At 38.3% G+C, this 14,388-nt stretch carries 17 protein-coding genes and 2 tRNA genes; 18 read left to right on the forward strand and 1 reads right to left on the reverse strand.

Features of this window, described 5'->3' with window-relative positions:
- Positions 1 to 407: 407 nt before the first annotated feature.
- The 13 genes from ABNR88_RS05715 (at position 408) to ABNR88_RS05775 (ending at position 8,945) form a co-directional block, all read left to right on the forward strand.
- Complete coding sequence (locus ABNR88_RS05715) at positions 408 to 1,058, forward strand: biosynthetic peptidoglycan transglycosylase (protein ID WP_291926249.1); 651 nt, start codon at positions 408 to 410, stop codon at positions 1,056 to 1,058.
- A gap of 4 nt (positions 1,059 to 1,062) precedes the next feature.
- The gene (gene tsaB / locus ABNR88_RS05720) at positions 1,063 to 1,722 is read left to right on the forward strand and encodes a tRNA (adenosine(37)-N6)-threonylcarbamoyltransferase complex dimerization subunit type 1 TsaB (RefSeq protein ID WP_291926252.1); all 660 of its coding nucleotides are present in this window, start codon (positions 1,063 to 1,065) and stop codon (positions 1,720 to 1,722) included.
- Between the two features lie 26 nt (positions 1,723 to 1,748).
- A complete protein-coding gene (locus ABNR88_RS05725) occupies positions 1,749 to 2,498 on the forward strand; it encodes a heme ABC transporter permease (protein ID WP_291926255.1) in 750 nt (249 codons plus the stop codon).
- Positions 2,498 to 2,665 (forward strand): heme exporter protein CcmD, encoded by a 168-nt coding sequence (ccmD, locus tag ABNR88_RS05730; RefSeq protein ID WP_291926257.1) that lies wholly within the window; start codon positions 2,498 to 2,500, stop codon positions 2,663 to 2,665. The genes ABNR88_RS05725 and ccmD overlap by 1 nt, the downstream gene beginning before the upstream one ends.
- Before the next feature lie 5 nt (positions 2,666 to 2,670).
- Entirely contained in the window at positions 2,671 to 3,087 is a 417-nt protein-coding gene (gene ccmE / locus ABNR88_RS05735) for a cytochrome c maturation protein CcmE (RefSeq protein ID WP_291926260.1), read from the forward strand.
- Between the two features lie 2 nt (positions 3,088 to 3,089).
- Positions 3,090 to 3,635, forward strand: a complete 546-nt coding sequence (locus tag ABNR88_RS05740) for a DsbE family thiol:disulfide interchange protein (RefSeq protein ID WP_291926263.1) — start codon at positions 3,090 to 3,092, stop codon at positions 3,633 to 3,635.
- 124 nt (positions 3,636 to 3,759) lie between these two features.
- On the forward strand, positions 3,760 to 4,035 hold the full coding sequence (locus ABNR88_RS05745; RefSeq protein WP_291926265.1) for an HU family DNA-binding protein: 276 nt from the start codon (positions 3,760 to 3,762) through the stop codon (positions 4,033 to 4,035).
- 59 nt (positions 4,036 to 4,094) lie between these two features.
- Positions 4,095 to 4,170: transfer RNA gene (locus ABNR88_RS05750), tRNA-Val, on the forward strand.
- Between the two features lie 12 nt (positions 4,171 to 4,182).
- Positions 4,183 to 4,259: transfer RNA gene (locus ABNR88_RS05755), tRNA-Asp, on the forward strand.
- A gap of 265 nt (positions 4,260 to 4,524) precedes the next feature.
- Positions 4,525 to 6,369 carry a SurA N-terminal domain-containing protein gene (locus ABNR88_RS05760; protein WP_291926268.1) on the forward strand — a complete coding sequence of 615 codons (1,845 nt, stop codon included), beginning with the start codon at positions 4,525 to 4,527 and terminating at the stop codon, positions 6,367 to 6,369.
- Between the two features lie 81 nt (positions 6,370 to 6,450).
- Positions 6,451 to 7,380 (forward strand): rhodanese-like domain-containing protein, encoded by a 930-nt coding sequence (locus tag ABNR88_RS05765; RefSeq protein WP_348670162.1) that lies wholly within the window; start codon positions 6,451 to 6,453, stop codon positions 7,378 to 7,380.
- An 84-nt stretch (positions 7,381 to 7,464) separates the two neighbouring features.
- A complete protein-coding gene (locus ABNR88_RS05770; RefSeq protein ID WP_348670163.1) occupies positions 7,465 to 8,496 on the forward strand; it encodes a c-type cytochrome in 1,032 nt (343 codons plus the stop codon).
- Complete coding sequence (locus tag ABNR88_RS05775; RefSeq protein ID WP_291926277.1) at positions 8,490 to 8,945, forward strand: hypothetical protein; 456 nt, start codon at positions 8,490 to 8,492, stop codon at positions 8,943 to 8,945. The genes ABNR88_RS05770 and ABNR88_RS05775 overlap by 7 nt, the downstream gene beginning before the upstream one ends.
- Positions 8,946 to 9,006: 61 nt before the next feature.
- Here ABNR88_RS05775 and ABNR88_RS05780 read toward each other — a convergent pair whose 3' ends face one another.
- A complete protein-coding gene (locus ABNR88_RS05780) occupies positions 9,007 to 9,789 on the reverse strand; it encodes an enoyl-ACP reductase (RefSeq protein ID WP_291926280.1) in 783 nt (260 codons plus the stop codon).
- A gap of 90 nt (positions 9,790 to 9,879) precedes the next feature.
- Between ABNR88_RS05780 and ABNR88_RS05785 the strand changes: the two genes are divergently transcribed.
- The 5 genes from ABNR88_RS05785 to ABNR88_RS05805 form a co-directional block, all read left to right on the forward strand.
- A complete protein-coding gene (locus ABNR88_RS05785; RefSeq protein ID WP_348670164.1) occupies positions 9,880 to 11,343 on the forward strand; it encodes a hypothetical protein in 1,464 nt (487 codons plus the stop codon).
- Entirely contained in the window at positions 11,340 to 11,819 is a 480-nt protein-coding gene (gene lspA / locus ABNR88_RS05790) for a signal peptidase II (RefSeq protein WP_348670165.1), read from the forward strand. The genes ABNR88_RS05785 and lspA overlap by 4 nt, the downstream gene beginning before the upstream one ends.
- Positions 11,812 to 12,801 carry an FAD-dependent oxidoreductase gene (locus tag ABNR88_RS05795; protein ID WP_291926289.1) on the forward strand — a complete coding sequence of 330 codons (990 nt, stop codon included), beginning with the start codon at positions 11,812 to 11,814 and terminating at the stop codon, positions 12,799 to 12,801. The genes lspA and ABNR88_RS05795 overlap by 8 nt, the downstream gene beginning before the upstream one ends.
- Positions 12,791 to 13,342, forward strand: a complete 552-nt coding sequence (locus ABNR88_RS05800; RefSeq protein WP_348670166.1) for a DUF1566 domain-containing protein — start codon at positions 12,791 to 12,793, stop codon at positions 13,340 to 13,342. The genes ABNR88_RS05795 and ABNR88_RS05800 overlap by 11 nt, the downstream gene beginning before the upstream one ends.
- Positions 13,332 to 14,388: DHH family phosphoesterase (locus ABNR88_RS05805; protein ID WP_348670167.1), on the forward strand; the 1,057-nt coding region annotated here is incomplete at its 3' end. The genes ABNR88_RS05800 and ABNR88_RS05805, both read left to right, overlap by 11 nt.

Raw genomic sequence — 14,388 nt, forward strand, 5'->3', positions numbered from 1 at the left:
AAAAATTAGTCATTTGCAAAATTTCTAAATTTTTTATTGAATGTAACAACAATCTCATTCGCTCTATTGAATGTCTTTCTTAAAAGTCTTTAAACCCTTGTTTTTAGCTTTTTTAAGTAAATAAAGCTTGTTGAGCATCAAGAATTGTTTAAAAAATTATAAGATTAGACACAGTTTGCATTATTTTCATTTGAAAATCATTCATTCGTAAAATTTGCCAAATTTTAGATGATTAATAATTGGTCGATCATCACTCTCAGCTTGCGAATGAGACTAAATATCACTCTAAAAATATTGTAATTGTGTAAGATGTTATTAATCAAAAAATTACAAAAATGGAATGTAAAGTGTTCTTAAACAACAGTCCTAGAGAAAAGCTATTAAAGCTTAACCTGGAGCAATAAACTATGAGTAAGGCTTTTTTAAAATGGTTTAAATATTCAGTGGCATTTGGCGCTGTGATTTTTGCTGTGTATGTGAATGAGCTTGATAATAGAGTTAAGGCGGAATTTTCTAAGCCGGAAAAACCTAATTTGTTGAGTTATGAGCAGCAGTCAAAAGTTGTTATTAATATGCTGCTGATCACCGAAGATCAATCATTTTTTAATCACCCTGGGGTAGATTTTAAGGAGATCGTTCGAGTATTAAGAGATTACATGTTTAATGATAAGCCACTTCGAGGTGCCAGCACAATCACTCAGCAATTAATCAAAAATTCATTATTAACTCGAGAGCGAACGGTTAATCGCAAGTTTAAAGAGGCTTTAATGGCGCTATTGTTGGAGCTGTCTTTTGATAAAGAATTTATTTTAAACCGCTACATAAATAATGTGTATCTGGGGCAAAAGGGTGCTCAGTCGGTGCGTGGATTTACAAATGCAGCGCAATTTTATTTTAATAAAAAAATTGCATTATTAAGTCTTGAGGAGGTAGCCACTTTGGTGGCTTTGGTCAAAGGGCCGAGTTATTATCATCCTCTAAAGCATTCTCAAAGATTAGCAAAGCGTAGGCAGTTGGTTTTGCGCTTATACAATAAATATGAAAAGATTGTAAAATAGCCCTATGAAAAATATTCTAGCAATTGATACTTGTACAGAAGTTTGCTCTGTTAGCCTTTATGCTAGCGGCAAGCAGACTTCACGATTTTTAAAAGATGTGGCCAAAAGCTCTGGTCTAATTTTGCCGTTATGTGATGAGGTGTTTGATGAAATGGGGCTTAGTGTTGCAGATTTGGATTTGATTGTTTACACCAAGGGTCCGGGTGCTTTTACCGGTGTACGCATGTGCGTGAGTGTGGTGCAGGGCATGTCTTTGGCTTATGATATTTCTACTTTGGGTTTTTCTACGCTTGAGGTAGTGGGCTACGGTGCTAGCAAAAAATATGGAAAAAACAACATCGCAATTGCGCTAGATGCACGGATGAATGAAGTTTATTGGGGGCTCTACAAGCAAGGTGTTTTTTCCCATGAAGCACTATGTAAGCCGAATGAAGTGCCACAGCTTGGCGATGAATATATTGGCGTGGGTACGGGTTGGGGTGCGTACAAAGAGGCATTGGCAGAGGCCAGCGGAATAACTCAGCATCTTTCTGATTTTTATCCAAAATCTGAAAACTTAATTGAGTTGGCGTTAACCCATGTTAACGAAAATGGGGTATTTGATGATAAATTACCATTACCAACTTATTTACGTAACAACGTGGCACAAAAATCCTTAAAATAATTCTCAAATTTTAATTATTAATTATTATGTGGAAATGGATTCAGGCGTTTGCCTCCCCTAAGAATTTCTATCAAATCAGCGCCAAGATGATCCCCTGGTTTTTGTATCCTTTTATTATCATCACTTTAGTGGGTTTGTATTGGGGTTTGGTAATTGCACCTGCTGATTATCAGCAAGGTGAAAGCTACCGCATTATGTATGTCCATGTGCCTTCTGCTTGGATGAGTATGTTTATTTATTTAGTGATGGCAATTTCTGGTGGAATTGGCCTTATTTGGCAAATTAAGCTAGCCAGTGTTGTTGCTAAAGTTTCCGCACCAATTGGTGCATCGTTTACTTTTTTAGCCTTAGTGACAGGCGCTGTATGGGGTAAGCCCATGTGGGGTACTTGGTGGGTTTGGGATGCACGACTTACTTCTGAACTTATTTTGTTGTTCTTATACTTGGCTTATATGTCACTTAATAATGCCTTTGATAATCCAAAAACTGCAGCAAAAGCCAGCTCAATATTGGCCATTGTTGGATTGATTAACATTCCCATTATTCATTATTCGGTAACTTGGTGGAACACCTTGCACCAAGGCGCGTCTGTTAGCTCCATTGAAAAAATTTCCCAGCCTGCGATTCATGCTGATATGTTAATGCCGTTAGTATTAATGGGTATTGCTTTTAAGCTCCTATACGGTGCACTAATGTTGATGCGAGCGCGAGATGAGGTGCTTATTCAAGAGCAAAATTCTGGCTGGGTGAAAAAGATAATTATGGAGAATGACTAATGACACTGGCAGAATACTTTTCATTCTTACCTTATGGTAAGTATGCGTTTTATATTTGGTTTTCATATTTGGTTACTTTAATCGTGATTGGTGGTTTGTTCTTAAGAACAAAAACCATACATAACAGCACCATTAAGCAATTACGTATTAAATATTCAAGGAGTTAGCAAATATGACAAAAAGACAAAATAGAATGGTTTTGGTTGCCATGCTGGTTGCTGGTATTAGCTTGGCTGGGTATTTTGGCCTTAAAGCTTTTAATGAAAATTTACTTTATTTTTTCTCACCTACGGATGTGGTTGAAAATAAAGCGCCACAAGGTAAAAGCTTCCGTCTAGGTGGGTTGGTTGCCATGCAGAGTGTTAAGCGTGACGGCATTAAAGTTAGCTTTGATGTGACTGATCATAAAAATACATTCACCGTTAAATATGAAGGCATCTTGCCAGACTTATTTAGAGAAGGGCAAGGTATTATCACCACAGGATCTTTAGTAGACGGTACTTTTATAGCAACAGAAGTACTTGCCAAGCATGATGAAAACTACATGCCACCAGAAGTCGCCGATGCCTTAGAAAAGGCTAAGAAGTAAATATGGGTAAATTTCTGCCTTTGGTTGCTTTTATTGTTTTAGCTTGGTTTTTGTACGATGGACTAGGACGCGACACTAAAAAACTCCCTTCACCGCTTATTGGCAAACCGTTTCCTAATTTGGAGGTAGAGGATTTTAATACTTATAAACACTACACAACCCAATCTCAGTTAACAGGGAATGTAACCTTGGTGAATGTTTGGGCTTCGTGGTGTGTTACTTGCCGAGCTGAGCATCGAATGCTAATGGAGATTGCTAAAACAGACTCCGTGCAAATGCTTGGTATTAATTACAAAGATACGCGCAAAGAGGGGCAAGTGTTTTTAGATCGACTGGGCAACCCATATGAAAAAATTGTTTTTGATCAGACGGGAAAGCTTGGTTTAGAGCTAGGTGTCTATGCAACGCCTGAAACATTTATTGTTGATAGACAAGGAATCATCCGTGATAAGCGCATTGGACAGCTTACGCCACAAATTTGGAAAGAGCGTTTTTTGCCGTTAATTCAACAACTTAAAATATCAGCAAAAACTAATACACAGGGCTAGTTATTTTTTTTTAAAAATACGTTGACAGTATGGGTATTTAATGGATAATTCATTCAAAGCATTTTTACAAAAGCTTAACAAATTTCAATCTTGAAATATAATTTACGAAACAGGAGAATAAGTAATGAATAAGTCAGATTTAGTAGCAGCAATTGCAGAGACTTCAGGTTTAACAAAAGCAGATGCGGCTCGCGCATTAGATGCAACAACTGGTGCAATCACTTCAGCATTATCAGCTGGTGATAGCGTAGCGATCACAGGTTTTGGTAGCTTCCTAGTTAGAGATCGTGCAGCACGCACAGGTCGTAACCCACAAACAGGTGCAGCGATTCAAATCAAAGCATCTAAAGTACCTGCATTTAAAGCAGGTAAATTACTTAAAGAATCAGTTAACTCTTAAGATTTTTTCAGTATAATATGCCCGGTGCTTAATCTTAAGTGTTGGGCATATGTTTTTTTGGGCGATTAGCTCAGTTGGTAGAGCGTCGCCCTTACAAGGCGAATGTCACAAGTTCAAGTCTTGTATCGCCCACCAAAAAAACATTTCGGTCCGGTAGCTCAGCTGGTTAGAGTGCCTGCCTGTCACGCAGGATGTCGAGGGTTCAAATCCCTTCCGGATCGCCATATTTATTGCGTTTTTCGCAAAACTAAAAGGTAGCCATTGGCTACCTTTTTTTTATTCTAAATTTTCAATAGTTAAGTCGCCTTATGTGCAAGGTTACAAGGCTCAAAATTGATATTTTTTTCTTAACAACACTACTTTTAAAAATAATATTTTTAAGATATCTAAAAACACCTTTTTATTTGGTAAACGTTTTCGTTTATAATCTTTGTTTTTATTATCTAATTTTGCCTTTTTTAACTTTTAAGGGTTAATTTATTAAACATTATGCTAAGTTCAATTAAAAACAAAACTAAGGGCTGGGTAGCCTATCTTATTGTTGGTTTAATCACCATTCCTTTTGCTCTATTTGGAATTAATGAGTACTTTACGGGCGCTTCTAATATTGTTGTCGCTTCTGTTGATGAACAAGAGATTTCAAAAGAAGAGTTTTTGACTGAGTTTAATCCGCAAAAAAGACGTCTACAGCAAAAACTAGCTGAAAAATATAACACGGATTTTGATACTGTTTTAAAACAATCGATCATCAACCAAATGATTGACAGACGCTTACTAGATCAGTTAGCTGAGCGCATGTCACACGCAACAAGCAATTCTGAGCTAAATGCTATCATTCAAACGAATGAGTTATTCCAGGATCAGGGGCGATTTTCATTGGAAAAATATAAAAACTTGCTAAGATTAAATGGCTATAGCGCAAGCCAGTACGAATCTATTAGAGCAAAAGAGCTAACTCAAAATCAAATCAAATACAACCTGCTTGATTCTGCATTTATGTTGCCTTCGCAACTTGAAAAGCTACAAAATCTAAACGACCAGCAAAGAGAATTTTCTTACATTAAATTAGCTGCCGATGATTACACAGCCAAAGTTAATGTTGATGAAAAAAGCGTTAAGGACTATTATCAAAATCAGAAAGAGTCGTTCTTTGCACCCGAGCAGGCAAAAATTGAATTTGTTGAGCTTTCTTTAGCTGAGGTGGCTAAGAGTATTGATGTAACGGATGATGAGTTATTTAATTTTTATGAAGATGATCAGGCTCGCTTTACAACCGAAGAGGAGCGTCAAGCTCAGCATATACTGCTAGAAACAAAAGAGATGGCAGATGAGGTGCTAGCTCTGCTTGATGCAGGTGGCGATTTTTCAAAATTAGCAGCGCAATATTCACAAGACACTGGCTCAAAAGATACAGGCGGTGATTTAGGTATGTTTGGTCGTGGTGTTATGGTTGATGCATTTGAAAAGAGCGCTTTCGCCCTGCAAGAGGGGCAAGTAAGTGGTGCGATTAAATCTGAGTTTGGCTACCATATTATTAAGCTTAATAAAATTCAAGCTGGATCTGTTAAACCTTTTGAGAGTGTTAAGTCTGAATTAACAAAGCTTTATACGCAAGCCCAGGCTCAAAAAAATCTTTATAATTTAACTGAACAATTGGCCAATTTGGCTTATGAGGCTAGTCTTGAAGAAGTGGCGAGTCAAATGGCATTAAAGGTGAGTGTCAGTGAATTTTTTGACAGGAAAGACACTAAGCTTGACGCAAAAATGCTCGCAGCAGCGTTTAGTGATGTCGTGCTAAATAAGGGTGATAATTCTGAAGTTTTAGAGCTTGATCAAGATCGTTTTGTTGTCCTTCGTCTTAAGCAAAAATTACCACAGCGTCAAAAAACATTCGAAGAAGTTAAAGGTGAGATCAATACTCATTTAACCCGTTTACTGGCAAAAACCTTTGTTGATAATATTGCCGCTCAAATCGTCAAATCTTCTGAATCTGGAGATGATAAATCTGTGAGTCAATTAATGGATAAAAATTCACTTAAATGGACTACGCTTGGCTGGGTTAAGCGTGACACTAAAAAGGCGGACATTTCAATTGTTAACAAGGCATTTTCTTTGTCAAAGCCAAAATCTGGGTCGGTATTTAGTGCGCAAAGTCTAGATAGAAGAAATTCTGTGGTTATTAATTTAACTGGTGTAAAGGTTTCTAATTCAAAAACTTCTCAGGATAATCTCGAAACTGTACTATTGGGCTTTGAATCTAATGAGGTTTTTGTAAATATTTTGCAAACACTACGTGCTCAAGCTGAAATCAAGGTGTTTAATTCAAATCTATAGCTTTTTCTTGACCCTATAGTGGTCTAGATAATTATTGAGTGTGTTATCCTTGTATTATTTTAACTAATACAAGGTGTTGCTATGTCGCTTAGATTTATACAAACCACTCTATTTAGTCTTGTTATTTTTTCTAGCTGTGCTTATTCGCTTGTCATTCCCTCGCCTCTGGTTAGTGCCGACTGGTTAAGTGAAAATCTTGACCAGGTTGTTGTTTTGGATGTGCGTAAAGATCTGGCTAGTTTTTCTGAGCAGGGCCATATTCCTAATGCTAATCTGGTTAACACTAAAAAAGTTAGAGTAACTCGTATTATTGATGGTGTCGAGCTCACTCGTATGCGCCCTGATCAAGCTAATTTCGAGCGTTTTATGTCTGCACATGGCGTGAGCAATGACACTATTGTAGTGGTTACTCACCAGGGTAGGACACCGGGTGATGTGGCAGGTGCGGCTCGATTGTATTGGCAAATGAAATATTATGGTTTTGAGCAAGTAGCCTTGTTAGATGGGGGTAACGCCGCTTGGACTGAAAGCATGGAAGAGCTCACTACTAACTCATCCGAAATCATTCCCGGACGATTAACCAATCTGAGCAGTACTAATGAAAAAATACTGGCCACTATTGAGCAGGTTAAGTTGGCCATCACTAGCCAAGCTGTTCAGTTGGTTGATACTCGGAGTTTGCGTTTTCACGTTGGCTTAGATAGTCGCAAGTATGTATATGATTTAGGTCATATTCCCACATCGAAAGTCTTTCCTTATAAGTTTTTACATCCTGGCAAGGGGGTAATGAGCTTCCCGAACAAACAACAAATTAAATCTCGATTTGAGGCGCTTAATATTGATCCAAATGCACAGATTATTTTGTATTGTAATAGTGCTTATGAGTGCTCGTCGGTTTGGTTTAGTTTGCACGAAATTTTTGGCAATCACCAGGTTCGGGTGTATGATGGTTCATTGCATCAATGGACAAAAGATGCTACCAATCCAATGACAATTAATCTAGCAAAATAAATCCACCTTTTCTTGATGTGGGTCAATCTTTTTATTGGCTTGACATATTAGACTATGCTTATAAAAAAATAAAGTGAGAAAACAGTGAAATCAAAAATATTATTAGTTGTTTTATTTCTGCCCTGGTTGAGCTTTGCAGGTGGACAAGAAATCTATTCTGAAAATTGTGAAAAGTGTCATGGCTTTTCTCAACAAGGATCTTTAGGTTTGCCATTGTATCGCTCAACGGTTGCGAATCATTCGGATAGCTACCTTAAAAAAACCATTGAGTATGGCCGCCCTGGAAGAATCATGCCAGGCTTTAAACTCTCCAACGCTCAAACGGTTAAGTTAATTCGTTTTTTACGTGCAGGCGTTAAGGCTCCACAATATAGTAAAGAGCCTATTGTTGGCGATGTTGAAGCGGGTAAGTACACTTATGAGCAATATTGCCAAAGGTGTCATGGCAAGCAATTACAAGGCGGTGAAGGAACGGGTAAGAACTTCTCATGGCAGAAAGATCGAGATGTTTCTCCTCCTGCATTGTCCAATCAAGGTTTTTTGCATGCAGCTGAAGATCAAATGATTAAGCACATTATTATGAAAGGCATTAAAGATACAGAAATGATGTCGTTTGAAAAGGAATTTAATTTCACCGATCAAATGGCGAATGATTTGGTGGCTTATATTCGCTCACATCAACAATCATCAGTCTTTAGTGATACACCCAAAGCTGTTGAGGATGAAGAGCCGCTAGTATTTGTTTATCAATCTCAACATGATCTTAACACTACGGTTGAAAAATTAAGAGATTCTGCCGCTGCTTATAATTTTAGAGTGTATCCAACCAGAACTTTATTTGAAGGTCTGGGAGATGCTACAGAAGATAATAAAAAGCAAATGGTTGTTAGGTTTTGTAATTTTAAAAATATGCAAAAATTCCTAAAACTCGATCCAAGGCTCGGCGTTATACTGCCTTGTAGAGCGACAGTGGTTGAAAACAATCAGGGGGAAGTGCATATATATTTAGAAAATTACGTGCATGCAATTAAACGTTTTAACAATGAACAAATTTCAATTGATGCCAAAGACTTGATTGATAGTATGAAAGAAATGGTTGAGGAGGCGGTATGGTAGTTAGAGTTTTTGCTTTATGTGTACTAATGTTTGCATCAGTTGCTTCAGCTGGGCACAATGAATTATTGATTGAGCGTGTTAACGCTAAGTTTTCCTATACTTGGCTTGCACTGGATAAAACCATCAAGGCCAATGGCTATAAAGCTGCATATCTTCAACGTTGTGACTTCGCCTTAAATGAGCGCCATTACAAATCAGATAAATATCGTATTTTATTTTTTGGCCAATATGATGAGATGAAGCGGATGAGTGCAAAATACCCTAAATTGTCACCGTTTTTCCCATTAAAAATAACAGTTATGGAAGAGGGTAAGCATACCTTGATCATTGCTGCACCGCCAATAACCTTGCTGCCATTGGTTAAGACTGACGAGGATAGAATGCTGATCTTCCGTTGGAATGAAGATATGAAAAATATCTTAAAACAGGTTAAAAACCAGTACAAATAAACATAAAAAAAGCCTTGAAAATTCAAGGCTTTTTTGTTTCTTTTAGGAAAAAATCTGGTGATTATTCCGGGCCTTTGTCGTAAAAGCTGTAACCTGAGTCAATATAAGTAACTTCACCGGTAATACCAGAAGCTAAGTCAGAGCATAAAAATGCTGCCGCATTGCCAACTTCTTCTGTAGTGACGGTACGTTTGAGTGCTGAGGAGTCTGCAGCATAATCTAGTAATTTACCAAAATCTTTAATGCCTGAAGCAGCCAAGGTTTTGATTGGTCCAGCAGAAACTGCATTAACACGAATGCCACGCTCAGGACCCATAGCAGCAGCCATATAACGAACATTTGCCTCAAGTGATGCCTTAGCAACACCCATTACGTTGTAATTTGGAATAGCGCGGATTGCACCTAGGTAGCTAACTGTTAGTAGGGCACCATTGTCATTAAGCATCGGTGAGGCGTATTTAGCTAGAGCAGTAAAGCTGTATGAGCTAATATCATGCGCGGCGCTAAAGTTTTCACGTGTGGTTACTTCAACATAGTTGCCACTGAGGGCTTCACGTGGTGCAAAGGCAACCGAATGAACAACAATATCAAAATTGTCCCAATGCTGTTTAAGTTCAGTAAAGGTTTTTTCAATGCCTTCATCGGTTGCCACGTCACATTCAATCACAATATTAGAGTTACAGATTTCAGCGCACTTATCAACGCGTTTTTTTAATTTTTCATTCTGATAGGTAAGTGCAATCTCACACCCTTGTTTTGCCATTGCTTCGGCGATACCCCATGCAATTGAGCGATTAGAGGCAACGCCTACAACCAATGCTTTCTTTCCAGTCATAAAACCCATAGAAACTCCAATATGTCATTAATAAAAAACAAATTATAACCTACACAGCACCTATAATATCAACCTGTTAATGTAATTCTTGGTTTGTAAATGCTAGATATTTTTCTAACCCCAATTCGCGCTTTTAGAATGCGTTATATCCCGCTTTTATTAATATACTTCTCGTATGGTAGTGGTATAGCATTTACAGCGATTGCTGTAAATTTTTGGGTAAAAGATACGCTGGATATGACAGCATCAGATTTAGCCGAGCTAGGTATTTGGCTAGGTGTGCCGTGGACAGTTAAAATGATTTTTGGATCATTGGTTGATAGTGTCAATATCTTTGGATCTAATCGAAAATCCTATGTTTATATTGGTGCAGTGCTGATTACGATTAGCTCGTTGATGATGATCGCCGTGGTGGGTGATTATGCAATTGTTGAGGGTTATTCCAAGAAAGGTGTTTATATTTTTGCTAGTGTAATAGCAGTTGTTGGCTTTGTAATGCAAGACGTGGTGGCTGACACCATGACCACTGAGGTGATTGATAAAAATCAATCACAAGAAGAAATCAATCAAGAATTGGCCACCATTCAAGTGTTGGCGCGTCTTTCTTTGGGTTTTGCTATTTTCATCACCGGCTGGATTGGTGGTGAGTTGGCTGATATATTTAAGGATAATCGTGAAGTTGTTTTTCAAATTGCTTTGTTTGTACCTTTATTATCTATTCTAGGGGTTACGCTGGTCAAGCTTAATCCTGTATCAGTCTCTCCTGTTAATAAACATATTTTATTTGGTGGTTTGTTGTTTGCCGTATTTGTGGTGAGCATGGGTTATAACGACGTGCCTTATTCTCAAGAGATTGTCTTTGTAATTTCATTGTCAGTGGTGCTGTATTTCCTTTCAGAGTTGATTAATGATTTAGATGCAAATACTATTCGTCATATAAAAATGGCAATGATTATCATTTTTGTTTATCGAGCAATGCCATCGGTTGGCGCTGGTTTAAGCTGGTGGCAGATTGATATTTTAGGTTTTGATGAGTCTTTCTTTGCCAAATTATCCGCCATTGGCGGCGGTATTGCGCTAGCCGGTATGTGGTTCTCAGCCAAATTTATCATCAAGCGTGATATTGCCGAAGTGCTAATCTTCTTAACCATTATTGGCACGCTGTTGTCGATGCCAATTGTGGCGATGTATTATGACATTCACACCATGCTTGGCTTTGATGCGCGCACAGTGGCCCTAGTGGATACTGCAATGGCTTCCCCATTTGATTATATCGCTCAGGTGCTAATGCTAACACTAGTGGCTATTTATGCGCCCGAAGGTAAAAAAGGCACTTGGTTTGCACTCATGGCCAGCTTGATGAATATTGCACTTTCTGCAGGCGGCTTGTTCACAAAATATTTAAATAAGGTGTTTGTTGTTAGTCGTGAAATAGTGACTGATGGTGTGGTAACCACCGCGCAAAATTACACAGAACTAGGTAGCTTGCTTTGGGTGGTGATTGTTATTGGTTTTGTAGTACCTATTGTTACTATTATTAAATACAATCCTAATAAAGCATGATTCACGCTAAATGGTATTTTTTGGTTTTATTATTGATTATTGTTGATCAATTAACCAAGCTACTTGTCTATGGCTATTTAAAGCCGAATGAGTCTCTAGAAATCACGTCTTTTTTAAGTTTTTCTCACGTGCACAACTATGGCGCTGCATTTAGTTTTTTGGCTAATGAAGATGGTTGGCAGCAGTATTTCCTAGTCATGGTGTCATCTATTGCTAGTTTGGCTATTGCTATTTGGATGGCAAAAACAACCAAACAACAAGTGTTTAAACTTCTGGCGTTAAGCTTAATATTATCTGGCGCAGTGGGTAATTTGATTGATCGGGCAGCTCTTGGTTTTGTTATCGATTTTATCGATTTTCATTATCAGACGTTTTATTTCCCAGTATTTAATGTGGCTGATATGGCGATAAGTGCGGGTGTTGTTTTGTTGATTTTGACTGATTTAAAAAATAACAAAAGGTCGAATAATGAGTGATTGCTTGGTAATTGGTGGTGGTGTCATTGGTATGATGACAGCGCGTTCGCTCGCACTTGCTGGCGCCAAAGTCACTTTGCTTGACCAACAGCAATGTGCACAAGAATCCTCTTGGGCTGGTGGCGGTATTATTTCACCGCTCTATCCCTGGAAATATGACGATTTAACCAATGAATTAAGCATTGCCTCTCAAGTAGTTTATGAACAGCTTTGCGACCAAATCCTTGAAGATACAGGGCTTGATCCTGAATATTTAAAATCAGGGTTGTTGATGATGGATGAGTTTAATACGCCTGAAGCAAAAATCTGGATGCAAAAATACCGTCTAGATTATCAACCTCATGCTCGAGGTGCTTTGTTTGCTGATATTGCCCAAGTGCGCAACCCAAGGTTATTAAAAGCACTTAAAGCAGATATTATCAATAAAGGCGTTACTATTATTGAGCAAACGAGGGTTGAAGGATTATTAAGCTCGAATGGTTATGCAACTGGGGTTAAAACCAATCAACAAGACTATTTATCTGATTATATTGTGGTTTGCTCAGGCGCTTGGAGTTCAGAGTGGCTCTCGCTTAAGGAGAGGGTGTTTCCAATGAAAGGACAAATGATTGTGCTTAAGTCTGATCCATCAGTGGTTACAAATATTGTACTTGACCAGGGTCGATATATTATTCCAAGAAAAGATGGGCGTATACTTGTTGGATCAACCATGCAAAATGTTGGCTTTGATCGATCTACTGATGAACAAACCCGCCAAGATTTGCATGATTTCGCCTCTCAGAGATTTGAAGTGTTGGCAAAATCTAAGGTGGAGTGCCATTGGTCAGGATTCCGCCCAGCGAGCAAGTCTTCCAAAGTAATGCTGGGAAGGTATGATCAATTTAACAATGTTTATCTAAATACTGGCCATTTTCGTAATGGCTTAAATATGGCGCCAGAAAGTGCCAAAAGAATTACCCAATTAATTACTCATGAAATTTAGCTTTATATTTTTTATATCAATAATCACTACAAATGCTGCAAATGCACAGTTGTTTAAAGTGTCTGATCAGGGCGATATATTAAATCAAAAAAATCTTGATCATCGCTGTGTGTTGGATGACCGATCAAAATTAGTTTGGGAAGTTAAGTTAAAAGAAAAAGGATTGCAAAACACCAATAATACTTACACCTGGTTTGATGGAAAAACTGGCACCAAAAATGGCGATTATTCGCACAATTGCCACTGGGCAGAAACTTGTAATACTCAATCCTATATCAAGCAGATTAATAAAATTAATCTTTGCAAGCAAACACAATGGCGCCTACCCACCGAGGCTGAGCTTAGAACGATATTGGTGTATGGCGATGAAGATCTGCTCATTAATCAAGCCTATTTTCCAAATACTCAGCTTAAATCCTATTGGAGCTCAAATCAAGTGAATACTCAAATCGCTGTTGATGTGCCATTTTTTTATGGTGGCTCAAAGAGTTCAGATAAATCATTTGATGCTTATATTCGTCTAGTGACAGATGCTAACTAGAGAATTTGACCAAGTCTTGCTGGAGTCATATTCAGAAGATATCCCCATTTTTTTAAAAAAAATTTATGCGGCACGCAGCGTTAGTGAGGCGCAATTATCGTTAGGTTTATCAAATTTACTCACCCCTAATTTTGACCAATTAGATCAAGCCTTATCAATACTTGAAAAAGCCTTGCTAGAGCAAAAAAATATTTTAATCATTGGTGACTTTGACTGCGACGGCGCAACTGCGTCGGTGGTGGCGGTTAAATCCCTGCGGTTGATGGGTGCTAAATATGTTGATTTTTTGGTACCCAATCGCTTTGAGCATGGCTACGGACTATCGCCTGAAATTGTCAGGTTAGCGATTAAAGAAAAGCAGCCCGATCTCATTATTACAGTTGACAATGGGATATCAAGCTTCGATGGCGCCAAGCTAGCCAAAGAAAACAATATTCAGGTTATCATCACTGATCATCATCTACCTAGTGAAAACCTGCCTGAGGCAGACGCTATTATTAATCCCAACCTTAAAGGTTGTGAATTTTTAAGTAAAAATCTGGCTGGCGTTGGTGTGTGTTTTTATCTATTTTCAGCGCTAAAAACTCATCTTAATAAAATTCAATATTTTTCCAAGTATAGCATTCCGTTGCCAGATCTGCGCAGGGTGCTAGATTTAGTTGCACTGGGCACAGTGGCTGACGTGGTTAAGCTTGATCAAAATAATCGTATTTTGATCGATCAAGGTATTAAGCGTATTCAGGCCAAACAATGCACTCCTGGAATCTTAGCACTACTGGAAATCGCCAACAGGCAAGCGCAAACTTTACAAGCTAGCGATTTAGGCTTTGCCGTGGGCCCGCGTCTTAATGCGGCGGGGCGTTTGAGCGATATTTCTCGCGGTATTAAATGCTTATTAACGGATGATATGAATGATGCTAGGCGTTACGCTCAGGAGCTTGAAACATTCAACCAAAAACGCAAAGAAGAACAAACTCGCATTCAAGATGAAGCGCAAGCGATTGTTGACACTCAAGAAGTGGGTGAAGGCAAATTTGCCCTAAGTT

The sequence above is a fragment of the uncultured Candidatus Thioglobus sp. genome (assembly GCF_963981275.1).
Taxonomy (GTDB): Bacteria; Pseudomonadota; Gammaproteobacteria; order PS1; family Pseudothioglobaceae; genus Thioglobus_A.

What these genes read in the sequence shown, in the direction of transcription:
- ABNR88_RS05715 (WP_291926249.1), top strand. Translation starts at nt 408, where the DNA reads ATGAGTAAGGCTTTTTTAAAATGGTTTAAATATTCAGTGGCATTTGGC.
- tsaB (WP_291926252.1), top strand. Translation starts at nt 1,063, where the DNA reads ATGAAAAATATTCTAGCAATTGATACTTGTACAGAAGTTTGCTCTGTT.
- ABNR88_RS05725 (WP_291926255.1), top strand. Translation starts at nt 1,749, where the DNA reads ATGTGGAAATGGATTCAGGCGTTTGCCTCCCCTAAGAATTTCTATCAA.
- ccmD (WP_291926257.1), top strand. Translation starts at nt 2,498, where the DNA reads ATGACACTGGCAGAATACTTTTCATTCTTACCTTATGGTAAGTATGCG.
- ccmE (WP_291926260.1), top strand. Translation starts at nt 2,671, where the DNA reads ATGACAAAAAGACAAAATAGAATGGTTTTGGTTGCCATGCTGGTTGCT.
- ABNR88_RS05740 (WP_291926263.1), top strand. Translation starts at nt 3,090, where the DNA reads ATGGGTAAATTTCTGCCTTTGGTTGCTTTTATTGTTTTAGCTTGGTTT.
- ABNR88_RS05745 (WP_291926265.1), top strand. Translation starts at nt 3,760, where the DNA reads ATGAATAAGTCAGATTTAGTAGCAGCAATTGCAGAGACTTCAGGTTTA.
- ABNR88_RS05760 (WP_291926268.1), top strand. Translation starts at nt 4,525, where the DNA reads ATGCTAAGTTCAATTAAAAACAAAACTAAGGGCTGGGTAGCCTATCTT.
- ABNR88_RS05765 (WP_348670162.1), top strand. Translation starts at nt 6,451, where the DNA reads ATGTCGCTTAGATTTATACAAACCACTCTATTTAGTCTTGTTATTTTT.
- ABNR88_RS05775 (WP_291926277.1), top strand. Translation starts at nt 8,490, where the DNA reads ATGGTAGTTAGAGTTTTTGCTTTATGTGTACTAATGTTTGCATCAGTT.
- ABNR88_RS05780 (WP_291926280.1), bottom strand. Translation starts at nt 9,789, where the DNA reads ATGGGTTTTATGACTGGAAAGAAAGCATTGGTTGTAGGCGTTGCCTCT.
- ABNR88_RS05785 (WP_348670164.1), top strand. Translation starts at nt 9,880, where the DNA reads ATGCTAGATATTTTTCTAACCCCAATTCGCGCTTTTAGAATGCGTTAT.
- lspA (WP_348670165.1), top strand. Translation starts at nt 11,340, where the DNA reads ATGATTCACGCTAAATGGTATTTTTTGGTTTTATTATTGATTATTGTT.
- ABNR88_RS05795 (WP_291926289.1), top strand. Translation starts at nt 11,812, where the DNA reads ATGAGTGATTGCTTGGTAATTGGTGGTGGTGTCATTGGTATGATGACA.
- ABNR88_RS05800 (WP_348670166.1), top strand. Translation starts at nt 12,791, where the DNA reads ATGAAATTTAGCTTTATATTTTTTATATCAATAATCACTACAAATGCT.